Origin of the sequence: Massilia sp. Root133 (genome assembly GCF_001426525.1) — a bacterium.
In the GTDB taxonomy this organism is placed as follows: Bacteria; Pseudomonadota; Gammaproteobacteria; order Burkholderiales; family Burkholderiaceae_D; genus Telluria; species Telluria orientalis.
In genome coordinates this window covers 35,327-55,473 of record NZ_LMEW01000003.1, presented here as the reverse complement: position 1 = coordinate 55,473, position 20,147 = coordinate 35,327, and the positions used below count along the sequence as shown (strand labels likewise).

Below are 20,147 nucleotides of genomic sequence, written 5' to 3'. Positions count from 1 at the left end.
GAGACGAGGATGCACACCCCAACCACCCTGCAAAGCCTGATCGCCGGCCGCTGGCTCGGCAGCGAAGCGCACCAGCCGCTGCACAGCGCCCTGGACAACCAGCTGATCTATCACACGCACGCCGACAGTATCGACTTCGGCGAAGCCGTCACGTATGCCCGCAAGACGGGCGTGCAGGCGCTGATGGCGATGGACTTCCAGAAGCGCGCCCAGCGCCTGAAAGCCCTCGCGGCTTACCTGATGGAGCGGAAGGAAGAACTGTACGAGATCTCGCACCTGACCGGCGCCACGCGGCAGGACAGCTGGGTGGACGTCGAAGGCGGCATCGGCACGCTGTTCGCGTATGCCAGCATCGGCGGGCGCGAGCTGCCGTCGTCGAACGTGCTGCACGAAGGGCCGGCCATGGCACTCGGCAAGCGGGGCGGCTTCGCGGGCACGCACATCCTGGTGCCGCGCGGCGGCGTCGCCGTGCACATCAATGCTTTCAATTTCCCGATCTGGGGCCTGCTGGAGAAATTCGCGCCGAGCTTCCTCGCCGCCATGCCCTGCATCGCCAAGCCGGCCACCGCCACCAGCTATCTCACGCATGCGGTGGTCAAGATGATGATGGAGTCGGCGCTGCTGCCGGAGGGCTGCCTGCAGCTCGTCATCGGCTCGACGGGCGACCTGCTGGACCGCCTGAACGGCTTCGATGCGGTGACGTTCACGGGTTCCGCCGACACGGCCGCGAAGCTGCGCGGCAACGCGAACCTGATCCGCGAATCCGTGCCGTTCACGGCGGAGGCGGATTCGCTGAATGCCGCCATCCTCGCGCCGGACGTCACGCCCGATGACGAAGAACTGGACCTGTTCGTCAAGGAAGTGGCGCGCGAGATGACGGGCAAGGCGGGCCAGAAGTGCACGGCGATCCGCCGCGTGATCGTGCCCGAACACCTGGCGGACGTCGTCGGCGAGCGCCTGCGTGCGCGCCTCGCGAAGATCGTCGTCGGCAATCCGAAGGTCGAGGGCGTGCGCATGGGGGCACTGGCGTCGCTGGACCAGCAGCGCGACGTCAGCGAGCGCGTCGAGATGCTCGCGCGCGGCAACGAGGTGCTGTTCAGCGCCCGCGACGGTTTCAATCCTGTCGGCGACGGCTGCGCCGCCGGCGCGTTCTTCGCACCCACCTTGCTGCTGTGCCGTAACGCGATGGTCAACGATGCCGTGCACGACATCGAGGCGTTCGGCCCCGTCAGCACGATGATGACCTACCGCGACATCGACGAAGGGCTGGCGCTGGCGGCGCGCGGCAAGGGCAGCCTCGTGACGACCCTGGTGACGAAGGACCCGGCCATCGCGGCGCATGCGGTGCCCGTGGCGGCGGCATCGCATGGCCGCGTGCACATCCTCGACCGCGTCGCGGCCGTGGACTCCACGGGCCACGGCTCGCCGCTGCCGATGCTCAAGCACGGCGGCCCGGGCCGCGCCGGCGGCGGTGAGGAACTCGGCGGTATCCGCGCGGTCAAACACTTCCTGCAGCGGGCGGCGGTGCAAGGTTCGCCGACGATGCTGGCGGCCGTCACGGGAGAATACGTGCGCGGCGCGGCCGTCAAGGAATCGGAAGTGCACCCGTTCCGGCGCTATTTCGAAGACCTGGAGACCGGCCACTCGCTGCTGACGCACCGCCGGACGGTCAGCGAGGCGGACATCGTGAACTTCGGCGGCGTCTCGGGCGATTATTTCTACATGCACTTCGACGAGATCGCGGCGAAGGATACGCAGTTCGGCAAGCGCATCGCGCACGGCTACTTCGTGCTGTCGGCGGCGGCGGGCCTGTTCGTGTCGCCGGCGCCCGGCCCCGTGCTGGCGAACTATGGCCTGGACAACCTGCGCTTCGTGGCGCCGGTGGCGATCGGCGACACGATCCGCGCGCGCCTCACGTGCAAGCGCAAGGTCGACCGCAACCGCACGGACGACCAGGGGCGTGGGCAGGGCGTGGTGGCGTGGGACGTCCAGGTGACGAATCAGAACGACGAACTCGTCGCAAGTTACGATATCCTGACGCTGGTGCAAAAACGCGGCTGAGGAAGGGCCAAGGCCGCGCGCAAACCTGATAAGGAGTGATCATGTCGCGGCTAGACCTGAGCAGTATTCCCGTGCTGACCGGTACCGGGTATCCCGATCCCTTTGCCGAAGCCGTCAATGGCCGCAGCAAGCAGGCGCTGGGCGATGCCGGTGGCCTGACGCAGTTCGGCGTCAACCTCGTCGAGCTGCTGCCCGGCGCCGCCTCGTCGCAGCGCCACTGGCACAGCCACGAGGATGAATTCGTGATGGTCGTCTCCGGCGAGCTGACGCTCGTCACGGACGAAGGCGAAACCCTGATGCGCGCGGGCGATTGCGCGGCGTTCCCGGCCGGGCGGCCGAACGGCCACCAGCTCATCAATCGCGGTTGGGGCAATGCGTTGCTCCTGTGCGTGGGCTCGCGCATTCCCGAGGACCGCGCCGAGTATCCGGACATCGACCTCGTGTACGACGGCAAGACCGACAGTTATGCCCACCGCGACGGCACGCCGTATCCCAAGCGTGATACGCGCACCTCGTCCATGCCGGCGGCCGCGCCGTCCGCAGCGCTCGAAACGGACGAAAAGACGCTGGACCCGCGCGTGTTCCGGGCCGACCACGGGGAGCAGGCCGGCATCGTGCCGGACGAACCCCGCTAGCGGCTCCTCACAGACGTTACGGCCGGCGCTGCACGCGCAGCAGGCCGTCGGCCGTCGTTACGGCGCGCAGATCCGCGTAATCGAGCACGGAAGCAACATCGGTCTCGAGCGGATGTGCGTGGGTGACCGTTACGACGATGCTGTCCATGCCGGCAGCGGCGGCCGAACGCAGGCCGGCCAGTGTGTCTTCGAACACGAGGCAGTCTTCCGGCTTCACGCCCAGCTTGCGCGCGCCCAGCAGGAAAGGATCGGGCGCGGGCTTGCCCCGTTCGACGTCCTCGGCGGCCACCAGCACGGCCGGCAACGGCAGGCCGGCCGCCGCGATGCGCGCTTCGGCCAGCGCGCGCGGCGCGGACGTGACGATGGCCCAGCGCCCGGCCGGCAGGCTGGCGATGAAGTCGGCCACGCCTTCGATGGCTTCGATGCCGGCCACGTCCTCGATCTCCGCGCGCGTGATGAACGCGGCTTCCGCTACCGGGTCCACGCCGGGCAGTTCCAGTGCGCGGATGGTTTCCTCGGTGCGTTTGCCGTGGATCGTGGGCAGGAAGGCGGCCACGTCGAGCCCGTGGCCGGCGGCCCAGTCGCCCCAGACCCGCTCGGCGGCCTTGATGGAAGTGAGAATGGTGCCGTCCATGTCGAACAGGAAGGCGGAAAAATCGCGTTGGGGCAGGGCTGGCGTTGCAGTCATGGATCTTTCTTGTGGGTTACGGTCGGCGCGAGTTGATCTTGCGGGCGTAGCGGTCGTGGACGTGCTGGCTGATGAAGCTCGACAACCCGCGGCCGGCCCGGGCCAGTTCCTGCATGCGCGCGATGTTGGCGGCGCCGGCGCTGTCTTCCGTGTAGAGATAGCGTTCGCCGTTCCTGAACTGGACGATGATCTGGCCGGCGTCGATGTCGTAGGCGACGACGCCGGATTCACGACTCTGGTCGCCGTAGCGTTGCATGGGTGTCCTCCGTCAGGGCGGACACCCGGGGCGTCCTTATTCCGCCAATTGTGCCCGGACACGGGCAATGGCCGCGCGCACCTGGTTCGGCGCCGTGCCGCCCACGTGGTCGCGCGCCGCGACGGAACCTTCCAAGGTCAGCACGGCGAACACGTCCTGCTCGATCAGCGGCGAGAACTCGCGCAGGCGCTCCAGCGACATCTCCGACAGGTCGCATTTCGCGTCGTCGCACGCGCGCACGGCGTGCGCCACGGCTTCGTGCGCATCGCGGAACGGCAGGCCCTTCTTGACGAGGTAGTCGGCCAGGTCGGTCGCCGTCGCATAGCCCTGCAGGGCGGCGGCGCGCATGTTGTCGGGCTTGACGGTGATGCCGGAAGCCATGTCGGTGAAGATGCGCAGGGTGTCCAGCACCGTGTCGACGGTGTCGAACAGCGGCTCCTTGTCTTCCTGGTTGTCCTTGTTGTATGCGAGCGGCTGGCCCTTCATCAGGGTCAGCAGGCCCATCAGGTGACCGTAGACGCGGCCCGTCTTGCCGCGCGCCAGTTCCGGTACGTCCGGGTTCTTTTTCTGCGGCATGATCGACGAGCCGGTGCAGAAGCGGTCGGCGATGTCGATGAAGCCGATGCGCGGGCTCATCCACGTCACCAGCTCTTCCGACATGCGCGAGATGTGCATCATCAAGACCGATGCGGCCGCCGTGAACTCGATGGCGAAATCGCGATCAGATACAGCGTCGAGCGAGTTGTGGCAGACGTCTTCGAAACCGAGGGTCCTGGCCACGCGCAGGCGGTCGATGGGGAAGGTGGTGCCCGCCAGGGCGGCGGCACCCAGCGGCAGGCGGTTCACGCGGCGGCGCGTGTCGGCCATGCGCTCGGCGTCGCGGCCGAACATTTCCACATAGGCCAGCAGGTGGTGGCCGAAGGTCACCGGCTGCGCCACCTGCAGGTGCGTAAAGCCCGGCATGATGGTGTCCGCGTTGCGTTCCGCCAGGTCGGTCAGGGCGCCGCGCAGGCTTCTCAAGAGGGCGAGGATGTCGTCGATGGCGGCGCGCATGTACAGGCGGATGTCGGTCGCCACCTGGTCGTTGCGGGAACGGCCCGTGTGCAGGCGCTTGCCGGCGTCGCCGACCAGTTCCGTCAGGCGTTTTTCGATGTTCAGGTGCACGTCTTCCAGGTCGAGCAGCCACTCGAACTGGCCGGCTTCGATCTCGCTGCGGATCTGCGCCATGCCGCGCTCGATCTCGGCACGGTCTGCGGCGCTGATGATGCCCTGGGCAGCCAGCATCTCGGCGTGGGCGAGCGAACCCTGGATGTCGAACAGGGCCAGGCGCTTGTCGAAGAAGACGGACGCGGTGTAGCGCTTGACGAGGTCGGAGACGGGTTCGGAGAAGCGGGCCGACCAGGCTTCCGCTTTTTTGGCAAATTGATCAGTCATGATGGGAGACGGGTGACGGGATGTTCTTGGATTTCCTGATTATAAACTGTGCAGACTTACCCCCGGCGATTGCGCCCCGATGACTTTCATCCGCAAATGGCCGATGATGTCGTTGTTATTGGTAATTCCATAACATAACGACGGGAGATGGACATGTCAGCGAGACACTGGATGGGTTGGATGGCGGCGATGGCGATCGTGGGCGGGGCGCATGCCCAGCCGGGACAGGTGCCGCCGGCGGGGCCGGTGGCCGCCGCGACCACGCCGGCCGCAACCCCGGCGGCGAGCCCTGCCGCCCGCCCGGTCGACGTCGCCACTGTCGACGGCATCGTTGCCGCGCTGTACGACGTCATTTCCGGCACGGCCGGCCAGCCGCGCGATTGGGACCGGATGCGCTCGCTGTTCGCACCGGAAGGCCGGCTGATGGCCGTCGGCGCGCGGCCGGAGGGCGTGTATGCCCTGCGTGCCATGACGGTCGAGGACTATATCGCCCGTAACTCGAAGGCGTTCGCGACGATGGGCTTTTTCGAGCGCGAGGCAGCGCGCAGCACGGAGACGTTCGGCCAGATCGTCCATGTGTTCAGCACATACGAATCGCGGCATGCGCGCGGGGACGCCGAACCGTTCCAGCGCGGCATCAACAGCATCCAGCTGTACCACGACGGAAAGCGCTGGTGGATCGTGAACTTGTTATGGCGCGCCGAGGACGCGTCGCTGCGCCTGCCGGAGCGCTATCTGCCCAGGCGCTGACCGGTTCATGCGCGCACGATTGGCGGAAACGTCCATGCGGACCGGAACGGGGCTAGAATTGGTTTTTTTACCAGATTGACGGTTTGGCGTGTCCATGATTCCAACCACCAACGATTCCAGTTTCCAGGTCAGCACGGACCGGACGACGCTCGATATTCCCATGATCTACCGCTTCCTCAGCGAGCAGTCGACCTGGGCCGTCGGCATCTCGCGTACCGTGGTCGAGCGCTCGATCGAGAATTCGCTGTGCTTCGGCGGCTACATCGACGGCCGCCAGATCGCGTTCGCGCGGGTCATCACCGACTATGCGACGATGGCCCACTTGTGCGACGTCTTCGTCGTGCCCGAGTACCGCGGGCGCGGCTATGCGAAGCAGCTGATCCGCATCGTCATGGAGCATCCGAGTCTGCAGCGCATGCGCCGGTTCACCCTCAACACGAACGACGCGCACAGCCTGTTTTCCCGCTTCGGCTTCGCGCCGTCCGAGCGTCCTGACACACTGATGGAACGCTACTACCCGAACATATATCTTTCCTGACCGGACGCAACACGCTGCCGGTCCTCTACAATCAGGCTTACTGTTTGTCGAAGTCGGGAAGGGTTTTATGGTTCGGTCTGCGTTGCGTCTTTTCCTGGCCGTGCTGCTGCTGGCCGGCGCGCCCTGGTGCGCCGCCGCCGATGCGGTGGTACAGCCCAAGGGATCCCTCGTCATCATCGGCGGCAATCTGCGCCCCTCGAATGGTCCCGTGTGGGAACGCATCATCCAGCTCGCGGGCGGGAAGGGGGCGCGCATCGCCGTGTTCGCGTCCGCGTCGGGCACGCCGGAACGGTCCGGCAAGAGCCTCGTCGAGCGCCTCAACAGCTATGGCGCCAAAGCATTTTTCGTCCCCGTCGCGGTCAAGCTGTCCGGCAGTAATTACCAGGCGGCGGCAGACGACCGGGGCCTGGCCGAAGCCGTGCGCAACGCGAACGGTGCGTTCTTCGCGGGCGGCGACCAGAGCCGGATCACGCGCGCACTGCGCCACGAGGACGGCAGCAATACCCGCGTCCTGGATGCCCTGTGGGACATGTACCGGCGCGGCGGCGTGATCGCCGGCTCCAGCGCCGGTGCCGCCATCATGAGCAGCACGATGTTCGGCCGGCCCCGCACCGTGCTGGCCACGCTCAAGCTGGGCGTGGAAGAGGGCGAGGAAATCACGGACGGGCTCGGCTTCGTCGGCGACGACGTATTCATCGACCAGCACCTGCTCGTGCGCGGCCGTTTCGCGCGCATGCTGCCCGCCATGCTCAAGAAAGGCTACAAGCTGGGCCTGGGCATCGACGAGGACACGGCGATGGTGGTGCTGCCCAACCGCGACGTCGAGGTGATCGGCTACAAGGGCGCGCTCGTGCTCGACCTGTCGAACGCGATCGTGCATGAGGGCGCGTTCAACGTGACCAACGTGCGCGTCAGCTACCTCGACAACGGCGACCACTTCAATATCGTCACGCGCGAATGCACGCCGTCCGAGGACAAGGCCGACAACAAGCTCGACCCGTCGCGGCCGTACTACCGCGAACCGCTGTTCACCGCCGACATCCTCGGCAACAGCACCGTCGTCGACCTGATGAGCAAGCTGATCGACAGCGACCAGCCGGACGCGATCGGCATCACGCTCGGCAGCCCGAACGGCGTCCAGCCCGACCTCGGCTTCGAATTCCGCTTTACACGTACGGACGACAGCGTCGGCTACCAGTCGTCGTCGATGGAATCCTATTCGATCTACGACGTGCGGCTGGACATCCGGCCGATCCTCATCCGCCGTCCGCTATACCAGTACAAATAGGTCGCGTGCTCACTGGAGCAGGAATTCCAGACGGGGATCGGCCTTGCCCGGCTTGATCTCCAGGATCTCGGCCTGGACCACGCCATGGACGACGAACGGATCGGCATCCACGCGCGCCTGCAGGTCTTGTTCTCCGCAAATTTCAGAAGCACCGCGTGCATTCGATGCGCCGATCGATTCGCCAAAGTCACGCCATGCTCCGCTCGCTGCGCTGGCGGCGATACCGTCCCGGCGGCGCGAGGCCATGCGCGCGGAAATGGCGGCGCAGCGATTCGGCCGAGCCGAGCCCGGCAAGGTCGGCGATCGCGTCGATGTCGAGCGCCTGTCGCGATTCGAGCAACCGGGTCGCCAGCGCGATGCGCTCGCGCACGAGCCACGCGAGAGGCGGCAGGCCCGTTCGCTCCTTGAACCGGCGCTGGAACGTGCGCGTCCCAAGGCGTGCCTGGTCGGCCATCGAGGCGACCGTGTGATTGGCGCGGATGTGCTCGCGCACCCAGTCCATCAGGCGGGCAATGGTGTCCGCGCCGGCGGTGGGGAGGGGGCGCGCCACGAGTTGCGCCTGGTCGCCGTCGCGGTGAGCCGGGATCACGAGGCGTTGTGCGACCTTGTTGGCGATGTCCGCGCCGAAGTCGGAGCGGACGATATGCAGCAGCATGTCCAGGCCGGCCGCCGACCCGGCCGACGTGACGATGCGTCCCGCGTCGACATACAGTGCGTCGGTATCGATCGCGATGTCGGGAAAGCGGGCGCGCATGTCGTCCAGGTAGTGCCAGTGCGTGGTCGCCACGCGGCCGTCGAGCAGGCCGGCATAGGCGAGCACGTACGCGCCCGTGCAGATCGAGCAGATGCGCGCACCTCGTGCATGGGCGGCGCGCAACGCGTCGATCAGGGCGCGCGGCGGCACGTCCGCCAGGTCGCGCCAGCCGGGAATGACGATCGTATCGGCCCGGTCGAGCGCGTCGAGGCCGTGCGGGACCTGCACCGTCAGGCCGCCCCTGGCGCGCAGGGGGCCCGGCTCGATGGCGCACACCGTATGGTTGTACCAATGCACGCCCAGCTCCGGACGCTCCAGGGCGAACAGCTCGATGGCGCAGGCGAATTCGAAGGTGCACAGGCCGTCGTAGGCGATGATGGAGACGTGATGGGACATGGCACGATGTTACCAATTTCTGTCGCGCAAGGCACTGCCACCAGTGCGCCGGCGCTGCGACACTAGCGTCTCATACACAGGAGAGATCCATGACTTCATCCGTATCCGCCATCCCCGCAGCCTCCGGCGAGCGCGCGATGGTTCATTTTGGTACCGCCTTCGAATTCGAGACGGATTGCTGGGACGTGTACGACGCGATCGCCAGTGGAACGCAGGATTTCGTCCTGTTCGATGTGCGCAGCCCTGACCTATATGCTCGGGGACATGTTCCGCAGGCCATTAGCATGCCGCACGGGAAGATCGTCGAGGCGAAGCTCCGCGATTATCCGCTGGACACCTTGTTCGTCGTCTATTGCGCCGGCCCCCATTGCAATGGCGCGCACCGCGCCGCGTACCGGCTGGCGAAGCTGGGGCGGCCCGTCAAGCTGATGATCGGCGGGGTCACGGGTTGGATCGACGAAGGGTTCGAACTGGCGACCGGCGATGGCGCATGATCGCTGTCCGATCCGGCCCGCGCGGCCGGAAGACGCGGAGGCGCTCATCGGCATGATGCGCGCGCTGGCGGCATGCGAGGGTTATCTGCCCCGGTTCCGGGTGACGGCCCGCGACCTGCGTACCCGCGCCTTCGGGCCGGGTGCACAGTGCGGGATCCTCGTCGCACAGGGCGAGGGCGGGAGGCTTGCCGGCTATGCCGTCTGGCTCGTCCAGGCATTCACGTTCGACCTGCGCCCAACTGTGACTCTGAAGGAATTGTTCGTCGACGCCGCGTACCGAAACCGGGGCATTGCGGCGGATCTGTTTGCCCACTTGCGGCGCGAGGCGGAATGCATCGGCGCCGGACAGATCACCTGGCTCGTGCTCCCCACCAACGTTGGCGCGAAACGGCTGTACCGCCGCTTCGGCGGCGCGCCCGATCCGGATTGGGAACACTGGCGGCTCGCGTTGCCCGAGATGTCAACCGAAGGTTGATTGTCAGAAAGCCAAACCTGCGCTAGATTGCAACTTTCCTATATCTGCGGGTTTGACTATGCATTTCGAAGTCCCGAAATCGAAGAAGCTGAAGGAGTTCGGCGGCGAGTACGTGATGATCGTCATCAGTATCCTGACCGCCCTGACGCTCGAGCACGCCGTACAGACCATCCATCACAAGCATCTTGCGCACGAGGCCGCCGAGAAGATCGAGGCCGAACTGCGCCTCAATGCGAAGGACGTCCAGACCGTGCTCGCGCATAACGAGAGCGACCTGAAAGAAGTCAAGCGGGTTCGCGCCGAATTGTTGCAGGGCATCCGCGACAAGGTGGCCGACGATGTGTTGATGGCGCGCTTCAAGACCGACTGGAAGGAAGGCATCACCCTCGGCATCCAGGTACCCACGTTGCGCCACGAAGCATGGGACGCCGCCGTCGCCAACCAGGCCGTGACATGGATGCAGGACGAGCAGTTGCAGCGCTATGTGACGGCCTATGCCAACATGCGTGACGTACAGACGCTCACGGGCGCCGGCAGTGCGAATTTCCTCGACGGCCCGCGCATGATGGACATGTTGAGCGACCTCGAAACGGGCATCGCGACACCGCACCAGATGCTCAAGACCTTGACCCAGATACGCAGCGCTTACGGCAGCATCGACGGCAACCTGCAAGGCTTGCTGAAGAGCCTGCCAAACTGACGACGGAGCGCCCCATGATCCGATCCCTGTTCTCCCTGCTGGCCGCCTGCGCCTTCCCCGCACTGGCACTCGCCGCCCAGCCCGCCACCGTCCGCCTCGACTACATCCACAGCGGCAATGCCCTGTCCGAACAATACGCGATCGAGCGCGTGCTGATCGAACCGCTGCCATGGCCGGGCGATATGGCGCGGCCGTTCGACGACACCAACCGCGGCAACAACCGCGTCGAGGTGGCCGATGCGAAGACGGGAGATGTGCTGTATTCGCGCGACTTTTCCACCGTGTTCGGCGAGTGGAAGACGACGGAAGAGGCAAATAAACTCAGCCGCGGGTTCCATGAGTCCGTGCGCTTTCCGAAGCCCGACCGCCCCGTGCGCGTGCGCATCCTGAAGCGCGACGAGCGCAACCAGTTCTCCGTCGCGTGGAGCGTGGACGTGGATACGGATGCGCAGGATGTCGTGCGCGCGCAGGGGCCGGCGCCGGCCAGGCCGATTCCGATCCGCGTGAGCGGACCGTCGCCGCGCAAGGTCGACCTGCTCGTGCTGGGCGACGGCTACACGCAGGCCGAGATGCCGAAGTTCGAAGCCGCGGTGCGCCGCCTCGCGCAGCATTTGTTCGAGGTGTCGCCGTTCAGGGAGCGCGCGAACGATTTCAACGTGTGGGCGCTGGCCGTGCCGACGCAGGAATCGGGCGTGTCGCGGCCGTCGACAGGCGTCCATCACGCGTCCGCGCTGGGCACGCGCTACGACATTTTCGGCAGCGAGCGCTATGTGCTGACCCTGGACAACCGTGCGCTGCGCGACATCGCGCAGTACGCGCCGTACGAATTCATCGAGATCCTCGTCAACAACGACACGTATGGCGGCGGCGGCATCTTCGGCCAGTTCAGCACGGCGGCCGCGGACAACGACTGGGCGGACTATCTGTTCGTGCACGAGTTCGGCCACCACTTCGCCGGACTGGCCGACGAGTACTACACGTCGCCCGTCGCGTACCAGTCCAGCGGCGCGCGCATGGAGCCATGGGAGCCGAACGTGACGGCGTTGCGCGATCCGGCCCGCCTGAAGTGGAAGCAATACGTGCAGGCCGGCACGCCGTTGCCGACGCCGTGGCCCAAGGCCGAGTACGAAGCGTATTCGCGCGAGTACCAGAAAAAGCGGGCGGCGCTGCGGGCGGCCAACCGGCCGGAGTCGGAGATGAGCGCGCTGTTCCGCGCAGACCTGGCGCACTCGAACGCCCTGTTTGCGCAGGCCAGGTACCGCAAGGCGATCGGCGCGTTCGAAGGGGCGAACTACGAAGCGACCGGCTATTACCGTCCGGCCATGCAATGCATCATGTTCGACCGCAGCGGCGAGTTCTGCCCCGTCTGCCAGGACGGCATCAGCGACATCATCGACCTGTACGCGGGCCGTCCTGCCAAAAAGTAGCACCGGCGGGTGCGCTGCCGAACAGAGTCACCCGGGCGGCGCACCTATCCTCGTTTCGAGTTACTCACCTTACGAAACGAGATCATCATGAACAAATTCCTCCCCACCCTCGTGTGTGCGCTGCTGGCATCGTCGGCCTGGGCCCAGACCACGGCCAATACGGCGCCGATCGGCCAGGCTGTCTCCGGCCACAACACCACGGCCGCCGGCGTGTCCGGCACGGGCCTGCGCACGGATGGCACGGCGAACACCGGTTCCGCGCATGACGCCACGGGCCGCCAGGCAGCGGGCGTCAACCATGCCGGACAGGTCGTCGGCAAGAGCACGGCCGTCATCAATCCGGCGCCGGGCAAGGCCGACAGCGTGAATGCCCAGGCCACCAACACGACGGCACCCAACAACACCGACACCGATGCGGCCGCTACCGGCGGGCGCGGCAAAGCCGGCACGAAGGCCGAGAGCGAAGTCATGCAGGCGAACGCGCGCGCCGTGAAGGAGCCGCCGGGCAGCCGCATGAAGACCGAAGCGTCCGTAAAGGCAAGCAAGAAAAAACACGCCGAGTCGAAGCGCAAGGGTGCCGAGAAGGCGGCCGAGCGCTGAAAAATCTTGTCACAAATTGGATGATAGCCAGTATGTACTGCGTGCGCTGCCGAACAGAGCGGAAGTTGTCGGAAGCATATTCTGAAGCCCTGACTTAACAAAAACATATTGGCGCGTCACGGCGCGCCCCACCATAATCTTCAGGAGAACTACGATGAATAAACTGCTCGCCACCCTGATCGCCGGCCTGTTCGCCACCTCGGTCTACGCCCAGTCCACGACGGCACCGGCCACCCCGGTCACGACCACCGACACCACCATGTCGTCGGGCCAGAGCGGCACCGCTGGTACGACCTCGACCGGCAATGCGGATGCCGACAAGAAGATCGCCAAGGCCAACGAGAAGGAAGCCAAGGAGATGTCGAAACAGGACGAGAAGATTAACAAGGCCGTCGACAAGGCCAACGAGAAGAAGGCCAAGGCACACGACAAGGCCGAGAAGAAGGTTGCCAAGGCTCACGAGAAAGTCGCCAAGGCTGATCCGGAAGACAAGGCCAAGGCTGCTGCCAAGGCCGAGGAAAAGACCGCCGAAGCCAATTACGACGCCCAGAAGACCATGATCAAGGCCGACGAAAAGGCCCAGAAGAAGGTCGTGGACGCCAACGCCGATAAAGCCAAGGCCCACGCCAAGGCCAACGAAAAGCGTGCCGAAGCCACTGCCGAGGCACACAAGGACGCCGCCAAGTAATCCTGCGGCCGCCCAAAAACAAACGGACCCGCGTGGGTCCGTTTGTTTTTTCATCAACCGCCGTCCGTCTGGCGCATCGCGAGGTCTTTCGCCTTCAGCTTGGCCGACAACGGCTTGCCCTTGTTGGCGCGCTTGCCGAAGTGCGGCTCCAGGCCGGAGGCGAACAACTCCACCGTGCGCGGCTTGTCGCCGGCCCAGGTGCCGACCACGTTCAGGCCTTTCTGGCTGATCGGCTGCACGGCCAGCAGCTTTTCCTTAGGCTCGAGGCCCATCAGGATCACGCCGCGGCCGCCGTTCTGCAGCACCTTCATCTCGTCGATGCCGAACACCAGCACGCGGCCCTTCTCGGACAGGCAGGCGATGGCGCCCGCGTTGTCCACCACGACGCGGGGCGCCAGCGGCACGGCGCCGTCGTCCAGCGTGATAAACGATTTACCACCTTTCAGGCGCGTGATCATGTCGCCGGCCTTCGTGATGAAGCCGAAGCCGGTCGTCGTCGCGAGCAGCAGGCGCGTCTCGGCCGGGCCCACGTAGTAGTACAGGATACGGCCGCCGCCCGACAGGTCGACCAGCGTCGTGATGGGGACGCCGTCGCCGCGCGCGCCGGGCAGGGCGGCCACGGGCACGGAATACACCTTGCCGTTGTCGCCGACGCACAACAGCGTGTCGACCGTGCGGCACTCGAACGCGCCGTACAGCGAGTCGCCCGCCTTGAACGTGAACTGGGCCGGATCGTGGCCGACGCCGGTACGCGCGCGCACCCAGCCTTTTTCGGAGACGATGACCGTCACCGGCTCGTCGATGATCTTCTGCTCGGCCACGGCCTTCTGCGCTTCCTCGATCAGCGTGCGGCGGTCGTCGCCGTACTGTTTCGAATCGGCCTCGATCTCGCGGATGATCAGGCGCTTCATCGACGACGGGTTCTCGAGGATGTCTTCCAGCTTTTCCTTTTCGCCGCGCAGCTCGGCCAGCTCCTGCTGGATCTTGATCGCTTCCAGGCGCGCCAGCTGGCGCAGGCGGATCTCGAGGATGTCCTCGGCCTGGCGCTCGGACAGGCGGAAACGCTCGATCAACGCGGCCTTCGGATCGTCCGAATTGCGGATGATGTGGATGACCTCATCGATGTTCAGCAGGACGATCTCGCGGCCTTCCAGGATGTGGATGCGGTCGTTGACCTTGCCCAGCTTGAATTCCGTGCGGCGGCGGACCGTGACGAAGCGGTACTCGATCCATTCCTGCAGGATCTCGGTGAGACCCTTCTGGCGCGGACGGCCGTCGCCGCCGATCATCACGAGGTTGATCGGTGCAGACGTTTCCAGCGACGTGTGCGCCAGCAGCATCAGCATGAATTCGGTCTGGTCCTGGTTCTTCGACTTCGGCTCGAACACGAGACGCACCGGCGCTTCGCGGCCGGATTCGTCGCGCACGGCATCCAGCGCGCCGAGGATCGTCTGCTTCAGCGTGAGCTGCTCGGGCAGCAGGGTCTTCTTGCCGACCTTGATCTTCGGGTTGGTCAGTTCCTCGATCTCTTCCAGCACGCGCTGCGACGACACGCCGGGCGGCAGCTCGGTGACGACGGCCTGCCACTGGCCGCGCGCCAGTTCCTCGATCTTCCAGCGCGCACGCACCTTCATCGAGCCGCGGCCCGACGCGTACATGTCGGCGATGGCGGATGCCGGGGTGATGATCTGGCCGCCGCCCGGATAGTCCGGACCGGGCATGAGGGTCATCAGCTCGGCGTGCGTGATCTTCGGATTGCGGATCATCGCGACGGCGGCGGCGGCCACTTCGCGCAGGTTGTGCGACGGGATCTCGGTGGCCATGCCGACCGCGATGCCGGATGCGCCGTTCAGCAGCAGCATCGGCAGGCGCGCGGGCAGGGTGCGCGGTTCCTCGCTCGAACCGTCGTAGTTCGGCTGGAAGTCGACGGTGCCCATGTCGATTTCGTCGAGCAGCAGGCGCGAGACGGGCGTCAGACGGGCTTCCGTGTAACGCATCGCGGCGGCGCCGTCGCCGTCGCGCGAGCCGAAGTTGCCCTGGCCGTCGATCAGCGGATAGCGCAGCGAAAAGTCCTGGGCCATGCGCACGAGGGCGTCGTACACCGACTGGTCGCCGTGCGGGTGCAGCTTGCCGAGCACGTCGCCGACGACGGTCGCGGACTTGCGGGGCTTCGCGGTCGGGCCGAGACCCAGTTCGTTCATTGAATACAGGATGCGGCGCTGGACGGGCTTCTGGCCGTCCGAGACGTCCGGCAGCGCGCGGCCTTTGACGACCGAGACGGCATAGTCCAGGTAGGCGCGCTCGGCGAAAGTCGAGAGGGTCAGCGTCTCGGCGTCGTCGCCGCCGCCGCCGGGGGGAGTGGTTTGTTCGAAGAGGCTTGCTTGGGTCATTTTGTTTGTTCGTTCATGCAAACTTGGGTTCCCGCGTGCGCGGGAACGACGTGCTTATTGTGTTGGCCGTAAGACCGTCGCCCCTGCGGAGGCAGGGCCCAATTTCATGCGGCGCATCCGTTATCAAATATCCGCTTCCGTCTCGTTCCCGTGCTCTTCCAGCCACGCGCGGCGGGCGGCGGCTTCGCCTTTACCCATCAGCATGTTGAAGCGCGCCGACGATTCGGCCAGGCCGTAGTCGCCGAAGGCCACCGGCAGCAGGCGGCGGGTGTCCGGGTTCATCGTTGTTTCCCACAGCTGCTCGGCGTTCATCTCGCCCAGGCCCTTGAAGCGGGAAATGCTCCACGTGCCTTCCTTCAGGCCTTCTTTTTTCAGCTTGTCCTCGATGGCGAGCAGTTCGCCGTCGTCCAGCGCGTACAGCTTCTGGATCGGCTTCTTGCCGCGCGCCGGCACGTCCACGCGGTACAGCGGCGGGCGCGCGACGCACACGTGGCCGTTCTTGAAGAGGGCCGGAAAATGTTTGAAGAACAAAGTGAGCAGCAGGACCTGGATGTGCGAGCCGTCGACGTCGGCATCGGAGAGGATGCAGATCTTCCCGTAGCGCAGGCCCGAGATATCCGGATTGTCGTCCGGGCCGTGCGGGTCGACGCCGATCGCCACCGCGATGTCGTGGATCTCGTTGTTCGCGAACAGGCGGTCGCGGTCCGTTTCCCACGTGTTCAGGACCTTGCCGCGCAGCGGCAGGATCGCCTGGAATTCCTTGTCGCGGCCCATCTTCGCGGAGCCGCCCGCCGAATCGCCCTCGACGAGGAACAGCTCGTTGCGGGTGATGTCGGTCGATTCGCAGTCGGTCAGCTTGCCCGGCAAAACGGCCACGCCCGACGACTTTTTCTTCTCGACCTTTTGCAGCGAGCGGAGACGCGATTGCGCCTGCTTGATGACGAGTTCCGCCAGCTTGCGGCCATATTCGACGTGCTGGTTCAGCCACAGTTCGAGCGGCGGCTTGGTGAACGCCGACACGAGTTTCACCGCGTCGCGCGAGTTCAGGCGTTCCTTCGTCTGGCCCTGGAATTGCGGGTCCAACACCTTCGCGGACAGCACGAACGAGACGCGCGCGAACACGTCTTCCGGCAGCAGCTTGACGCCCTTCGGCAGCAGCGAGTGCATCTCGACGAAGCCCTTCACGGCGCCGAACAGGCCGTCGCGCAGGCCGGACTCGTGCGTGCCGCCGCTGACCGTCGGGATCAGGTTGACATACGATTCGCGTACCACCGAACCTTCCTCGGTCCAGGCCACGACCCAAGCCGCGCCTTCGCCCTCGGCAAAGCCTTCATCGCCGGCGGCGGCGTACTGTGCGCCTTCGAACAGCGGGATCACGGTCTGGCCGCCGCCGGCCGTCTGCGCCAGCGCTTCCGTCAGGTAGCCGCGCAGGCCTTCGTCGTAGCGCCAGGTCTGCTTGTCGCCGGTCTTGGCATTGGTCAGCGTGACGGTGACGCCCGGCAGCAGCACGGCTTTCGAGCGCAACAGGCGCTGCAGCTCGCTCATCGGGATGTTCGGCGAATCGAAGTATTTACCGTCCGGCCAGGCGGTGACGCGCGTGCCGTTCTTCTTGCCGCCCCGTTCGAACGGTTCGGAGGTCAGCGGTTCGATGACGTCGCCGTCGGCGAACACGAGCTTGTGCACGCCGTTGCCGTCGTCGTCCTTGCGCCACACCGTGATTTCCAGACGCTTCGACAGCGCGTTCGTGACGGACACGCCGACGCCGTGCAGGCCGCCCGAGAACGCGTAGGCGCCACCGGAGCCCTTGTCGAACTTGCCGCCGGCGTGCAGGCGGGTGAACACGATCTCGACGGTCGAGACGCCTTCTTCCGGATGCAGGCCGACCGGGATGCCGCGGCCGTCGTCCTCGACGGTGATGGAACCGTCCGCATTCATCGTCACGTCGATGTTCTTGCAGTGGCCGCCCAGCGCCTCGTCCGAGGCGTTGTCGATCACTTCCTGGATGATGTGCAGCGGATTCTCGGTGCGGGTGTACATGCCCGGACGCTGCTTGACGGGCTCCAGTCCTTTCAGGACGCGGATGGATGATTCGCTGTAATCGGGTGCGGGTTTCTTGGTGGCCATGCTTGATCTTCAATCATTCGAATGCTGCGCATTCTATCTTGTCGCGCGGAAAATAAGCGACTTCACGCGGTGGGTTCTACAGGGCAGGACGCGGCGTGCGGCCGAAACAACTGTATGGAAATACAGTATTTTTGCTTGTTAAGCGCAAGTTTGCAAGTGTTCGTTGCACGGATTGCCAAGTGAGCGGCATCGCGGCATCCTGTGCATATGCGGGTGGCTGCGGGAATTTCATTACTAAAACGATATTTTTTTTAAAACGAATCGTGCGCGACCGTCGCAAGGATATATTGAGATCATGGCTGAGGACAATGACAAGTATGCTAACGACGCCGGCCCGCCGCAGGACGGACCGCCGCCGCGTGTGCCCGACCGGCGCGCCAACGGCGGCGCGTCACGCTACCTGCGTACCGATGACACGCCGCTGAACCTGGCCGGCCGCGTATTGCGCTCGCGCTGGCGTGCGTTGGCCGACAAGTTCAACCGCGACTTCATGCGGCGCACGCTGCGCATTGGCGTCTCCGCCCGCATCTTCCACCCGGAAGAGGGCGCGAAAGGCCTGCGCAGCAAGAACCTCCAATACCTCGAAGAATCGATCGCGCAATGGGTGATGTCGCGGGACGTGCTCGTGTTCATGGTCCCGACCGTGAATACGAACGGGCTGCTGCACCCCAGCAACATCACGATGCGTCATTACGCGCGCCACCTGGACGGCCTCGTGCTGCAGGGCGGGGCGGACGTGTCGCCGATGACATATTCCGAAACGCCGACGCGGCCCGAATGGAGCGGCGACCGCCCGCGCGACGTGTACGAACTGGAACTGCTGCACGAATTCGTCGACGCGGGCAAGCCCGTGCTGGGCATCTGCCGCGGTTGCCAGCTGATCAACGTCGCATTCGGCGGGACCTTGCACCAGGACATCGTGACGAACGTGACCGGCGCCCAGCCGCACGTGCACGACATCTACGACGCCCACCGCCACGCCATCGTGTTCCCACACGGGTCGTCGCTGCGCAAGATGTTTCCCCAGCATGAGCGCGCCGTCGTGAACTCGATCCACCACCAGGCCGTCAAGGACCTCGGGCGCGATATCCACGTGGAAGCGATGTCCGAGCCGGACGGCGTCGTCGAGGCGATCCGCTACCAGCGCGCGCCGTTCGTGATGGGCCTGCAGTGGCATCCGGAATTCCACCGCGCCACGGGCGGCGACCTGCTCGACTGCACGCCGGTGCTGGATGAATTCCTGCGCGCCGCGCGCGAGACACGCCTCTGATCAAAATGGTAAGGGCCGCCCCTGGACGACGCTCTTCATCACGAGCGTCGACGTCAGCCGCAACACGTTCGGCAACGTCGACAGGCTGTCGTCCCACAGTTTCTGGTACGCCGCCAGGTCCGTCGTGATGACGTTCAGGATGTAGTCCGGGTCGCCGAACAGGCGCTGCGCCTGGATGATTTCCGGAACGCCGGGCACGCGTTCTTCGAAGGCACGTACGCTCTCCCGGTCCGTGGCGCGCAAGGTAACGAAGACGATGGCCGAGAAATTCAGTCCGACGGCCGCCGGCTCGATGGTCGCGCGGTAGTCGGCAATGATCCCCGCGTCTTCCAGTGCCCGCACGCGCCGGTGGCACGGCGACAGGCTCAAGCCGATGCGTTCTCCCAGGTCGGTGAGAGAAAGGCGCCCATCCTTTTGGAGTTCCGCAAGAATCTTCCGGTCGTAATCGTCCATGCGGGAGATGTTGCCCGAAATCGTGGTTGGTTGACAAGCCTTAGGCAGCACATTTTCGTGGCGGCGCAGTACGCTGTTCCTCATGAATACCCATACCCTCCTGCTGTTTTCCGCCACCGTGCTGCCGTTGATCTGCACGCCCGGCCCCGACATCCTTTTCATCGCGTCGCAAGCGATGTCCGGCGGGACGCCCGCTGGCCTGCGCGCCACGACGGGCGTGCTACTCGGCTACTGCGTCCATTCCTTCCTGGTGGCGCTCGGCCTTGCCGCCGTCGTGGCCGCGTCGCCTCTCCTGTTCGAGGTGATCCGCTGGGCGGGGATCACGTACCTGGTCTACCTGGCCTCGAAGCTGATCCGGGCGGCGCTGCGCGCCGGCGAGCTCGTCGTGCCGCAGGGGCAGGTCGCGAACCAGCTCTCCAGGGGATTCCTCACGTCCCTGCTGAACCCGAAAGGGATGATGGTCTACGTCGCCATCCTGCCCCAGTTCATGGACCGGCACGGCGGCGACACGACGCTGCAGGCGGTCGCCCTGTCCGCGGCCTTCATGTTCTGGTGCGGGGTCGTGTACACCTCGCTCTGCCTTGCCCTGGGCCGGGTCGGTGGCCGCAAGCTCAGCGACAAGCGGCGCCGGGTGATCGACGGTTCGGCCGGCGGCATGGTGTTGCTCGCGGCGGGGTTCATGGCCGTGGTCCGGCAATAACAGATTGCGCTTGCGTTCGGTCTCGT

The 20,147-nt window shown here is 65.6% G+C and carries 20 protein-coding genes; 13 read left to right on the top strand and 7 right to left on the bottom strand.

Annotated features, from left to right (window positions below; genetic code table 11):
* Positions 1–9: 9 nt before the first annotated feature.
* A complete protein-coding gene (gene paaZ / locus ASD28_RS04010) occupies positions 10–2,061 on the top strand; it encodes a phenylacetic acid degradation bifunctional protein PaaZ (protein WP_056124363.1) in 2,052 nt (683 codons plus the stop codon).
* 41 nt (positions 2,062–2,102) lie between these two features.
* The gene (locus ASD28_RS04005; protein ID WP_082577108.1) at positions 2,103–2,696 is read left to right on the top strand and encodes a cupin domain-containing protein; all 594 of its coding nucleotides are present in this window, start codon (positions 2,103–2,105) and stop codon (positions 2,694–2,696) included.
* Positions 2,697–2,712: 16 nt separating this feature from the next.
* On the opposite strand, the gene ASD28_RS04000 is transcribed toward ASD28_RS04005, so the two are convergent.
* The 3 genes from ASD28_RS04000 to argH are packed head-to-tail and all read right to left on the bottom strand — an operon-like array spanning position 2,713 to position 5,074.
* The gene (locus ASD28_RS04000; RefSeq protein ID WP_056124361.1) at positions 2,713–3,384 is read right to left on the bottom strand and encodes an HAD-IA family hydrolase; all 672 of its coding nucleotides are present in this window, start codon (positions 3,382–3,384) and stop codon (positions 2,713–2,715) included.
* 16 nt (positions 3,385–3,400) lie between these two features.
* On the bottom strand, positions 3,401–3,640 hold the full coding sequence (locus ASD28_RS03995; protein WP_056124358.1) for a hypothetical protein: 240 nt from the start codon (positions 3,638–3,640) through the stop codon (positions 3,401–3,403).
* Between the two features lie 36 nt (positions 3,641–3,676).
* Complete coding sequence (gene argH, locus ASD28_RS03990) at positions 3,677–5,074, bottom strand: argininosuccinate lyase (protein WP_056124355.1); 1,398 nt, start codon at positions 5,072–5,074, stop codon at positions 3,677–3,679.
* Between the two features lie 153 nt (positions 5,075–5,227).
* Here argH and ASD28_RS03985 point away from each other — a divergent pair, with 153 nt between their 5' ends.
* The 3 genes from ASD28_RS03985 (at position 5,228) to ASD28_RS03975 (ending at position 7,650) form a co-directional block, all read left to right on the top strand.
* Positions 5,228–5,824, top strand: coding sequence for a hypothetical protein (locus tag ASD28_RS03985; protein WP_229411980.1), 597 nt, complete (start codon positions 5,228–5,230; stop codon positions 5,822–5,824).
* Positions 5,825–5,918: 94 nt separating this feature from the next.
* On the top strand, positions 5,919–6,362 hold the full coding sequence (locus ASD28_RS03980) for a GNAT family N-acetyltransferase (RefSeq protein ID WP_056124352.1): 444 nt from the start codon (positions 5,919–5,921) through the stop codon (positions 6,360–6,362).
* Positions 6,363–6,444: 82 nt separating this feature from the next.
* Entirely contained in the window at positions 6,445–7,650 is a 1,206-nt protein-coding gene (locus ASD28_RS03975; RefSeq protein ID WP_229411982.1) for a cyanophycinase, read from the top strand.
* A gap of 187 nt (positions 7,651–7,837) precedes the next feature.
* On the opposite strand, the gene ftrA is transcribed toward ASD28_RS03975, so the two are convergent.
* Positions 7,838–8,800 (bottom strand): transcriptional regulator FtrA, encoded by a 963-nt coding sequence (gene ftrA / locus ASD28_RS03965; RefSeq protein WP_056124343.1) that lies wholly within the window; start codon positions 8,798–8,800, stop codon positions 7,838–7,840.
* Positions 8,801–8,889: 89 nt separating this feature from the next.
* Here ftrA and ASD28_RS03960 point away from each other — a divergent pair, with 89 nt between their 5' ends.
* The 6 genes from ASD28_RS03960 to ASD28_RS03935 all read left to right on the top strand — a co-directional run bounded on the left by ASD28_RS03960 (position 8,890) and on the right by ASD28_RS03935 (position 13,184).
* A complete protein-coding gene (locus ASD28_RS03960) occupies positions 8,890–9,294 on the top strand; it encodes a rhodanese-like domain-containing protein (protein ID WP_056124341.1) in 405 nt (134 codons plus the stop codon).
* Positions 9,284–9,769, top strand: a complete 486-nt coding sequence (locus ASD28_RS03955; protein WP_056124337.1) for a GNAT family N-acetyltransferase — start codon at positions 9,284–9,286, stop codon at positions 9,767–9,769. Before ASD28_RS03960 ends, ASD28_RS03955 begins: the two co-directional genes overlap by 11 nt.
* A 58-nt stretch (positions 9,770–9,827) precedes the next feature.
* Positions 9,828–10,469 (top strand): hypothetical protein, encoded by a 642-nt coding sequence (locus tag ASD28_RS03950; RefSeq protein ID WP_056124334.1) that lies wholly within the window; start codon positions 9,828–9,830, stop codon positions 10,467–10,469.
* A 14-nt stretch (positions 10,470–10,483) separates the two neighbouring features.
* A complete protein-coding gene (locus ASD28_RS03945) occupies positions 10,484–11,896 on the top strand; it encodes an IgA Peptidase M64 (protein WP_056124329.1) in 1,413 nt (470 codons plus the stop codon).
* 87 nt (positions 11,897–11,983) lie between these two features.
* A complete protein-coding gene (locus ASD28_RS03940; protein WP_056124326.1) occupies positions 11,984–12,496 on the top strand; it encodes a hypothetical protein in 513 nt (170 codons plus the stop codon).
* A 154-nt stretch (positions 12,497–12,650) separates the two neighbouring features.
* Complete coding sequence (locus tag ASD28_RS03935) at positions 12,651–13,184, top strand: hypothetical protein (protein WP_056124323.1); 534 nt, start codon at positions 12,651–12,653, stop codon at positions 13,182–13,184.
* Between the two features lie 53 nt (positions 13,185–13,237).
* Here ASD28_RS03935 and parC read toward each other — a convergent pair whose 3' ends face one another.
* Complete coding sequence (gene parC / locus ASD28_RS03930) at positions 13,238–15,574, bottom strand: DNA topoisomerase IV subunit A (RefSeq protein ID WP_056124319.1); 2,337 nt, start codon at positions 15,572–15,574, stop codon at positions 13,238–13,240.
* Positions 15,575–15,697: 123 nt separating this feature from the next.
* Positions 15,698–17,698: a DNA topoisomerase IV subunit B gene (locus ASD28_RS03925; RefSeq protein WP_056124316.1), complete on the bottom strand. Its 2,001-nt coding sequence runs from the start codon at positions 17,696–17,698 to the stop codon at positions 15,698–15,700.
* Between the two features lie 295 nt (positions 17,699–17,993).
* Between ASD28_RS03925 and ASD28_RS03920 the strand changes: the two genes are divergently transcribed.
* The gene (locus tag ASD28_RS03920) at positions 17,994–18,968 is read left to right on the top strand and encodes a gamma-glutamyl-gamma-aminobutyrate hydrolase family protein (RefSeq protein WP_082577109.1); all 975 of its coding nucleotides are present in this window, start codon (positions 17,994–17,996) and stop codon (positions 18,966–18,968) included.
* On the opposite strand, the gene ASD28_RS03915 is transcribed toward ASD28_RS03920, so the two are convergent.
* Positions 18,969–19,421 (bottom strand): Lrp/AsnC family transcriptional regulator, encoded by a 453-nt coding sequence (locus ASD28_RS03915; RefSeq protein WP_056124313.1) that lies wholly within the window; start codon positions 19,419–19,421, stop codon positions 18,969–18,971.
* A gap of 82 nt (positions 19,422–19,503) precedes the next feature.
* Here ASD28_RS03915 and ASD28_RS03910 point away from each other — a divergent pair, with 82 nt between their 5' ends.
* Positions 19,504–20,121, top strand: a complete 618-nt coding sequence (locus ASD28_RS03910) for a LysE family translocator (RefSeq protein WP_056124310.1) — start codon at positions 19,504–19,506, stop codon at positions 20,119–20,121.
* Positions 20,122–20,147: the final 26 nt, after the last annotated feature.

Bases quoted from the DNA above. Each gene is read 5' to 3' on its own strand.
- paaZ (WP_056124363.1), top strand. From the start codon at position 10: ATGCACACCCCAACCACCCTGCAAAGCCTGATCGCCGGCCGCTGGCTC.
- ASD28_RS04005 (WP_082577108.1), top strand. From the start codon at position 2,103: ATGTCGCGGCTAGACCTGAGCAGTATTCCCGTGCTGACCGGTACCGGG.
- ASD28_RS04000 (WP_056124361.1), bottom strand. From the start codon at position 3,384: ATGACTGCAACGCCAGCCCTGCCCCAACGCGATTTTTCCGCCTTCCTG.
- ASD28_RS03995 (WP_056124358.1), bottom strand. From the start codon at position 3,640: ATGCAACGCTACGGCGACCAGAGTCGTGAATCCGGCGTCGTCGCCTAC.
- argH (WP_056124355.1), bottom strand. From the start codon at position 5,074: ATGACTGATCAATTTGCCAAAAAAGCGGAAGCCTGGTCGGCCCGCTTC.
- ASD28_RS03985 (WP_229411980.1), top strand. From the start codon at position 5,228: ATGTCAGCGAGACACTGGATGGGTTGGATGGCGGCGATGGCGATCGTG.
- ASD28_RS03980 (WP_056124352.1), top strand. From the start codon at position 5,919: ATGATTCCAACCACCAACGATTCCAGTTTCCAGGTCAGCACGGACCGG.
- ftrA (WP_056124343.1), bottom strand. From the start codon at position 8,800: ATGTCCCATCACGTCTCCATCATCGCCTACGACGGCCTGTGCACCTTC.
- ASD28_RS03960 (WP_056124341.1), top strand. From the start codon at position 8,890: ATGACTTCATCCGTATCCGCCATCCCCGCAGCCTCCGGCGAGCGCGCG.
- ASD28_RS03955 (WP_056124337.1), top strand. From the start codon at position 9,284: ATGGCGCATGATCGCTGTCCGATCCGGCCCGCGCGGCCGGAAGACGCG.
- ASD28_RS03950 (WP_056124334.1), top strand. From the start codon at position 9,828: ATGCATTTCGAAGTCCCGAAATCGAAGAAGCTGAAGGAGTTCGGCGGC.
- ASD28_RS03945 (WP_056124329.1), top strand. From the start codon at position 10,484: ATGATCCGATCCCTGTTCTCCCTGCTGGCCGCCTGCGCCTTCCCCGCA.
- ASD28_RS03940 (WP_056124326.1), top strand. From the start codon at position 11,984: ATGAACAAATTCCTCCCCACCCTCGTGTGTGCGCTGCTGGCATCGTCG.
- ASD28_RS03935 (WP_056124323.1), top strand. From the start codon at position 12,651: ATGAATAAACTGCTCGCCACCCTGATCGCCGGCCTGTTCGCCACCTCG.
- parC (WP_056124319.1), bottom strand. From the start codon at position 15,574: ATGACCCAAGCAAGCCTCTTCGAACAAACCACTCCCCCCGGCGGCGGC.
- ASD28_RS03925 (WP_056124316.1), bottom strand. From the start codon at position 17,698: ATGGCCACCAAGAAACCCGCACCCGATTACAGCGAATCATCCATCCGC.
- ASD28_RS03920 (WP_082577109.1), top strand. From the start codon at position 17,994: ATGGCTGAGGACAATGACAAGTATGCTAACGACGCCGGCCCGCCGCAG.
- ASD28_RS03915 (WP_056124313.1), bottom strand. From the start codon at position 19,421: ATGGACGATTACGACCGGAAGATTCTTGCGGAACTCCAAAAGGATGGG.
- ASD28_RS03910 (WP_056124310.1), top strand. From the start codon at position 19,504: ATGAATACCCATACCCTCCTGCTGTTTTCCGCCACCGTGCTGCCGTTG.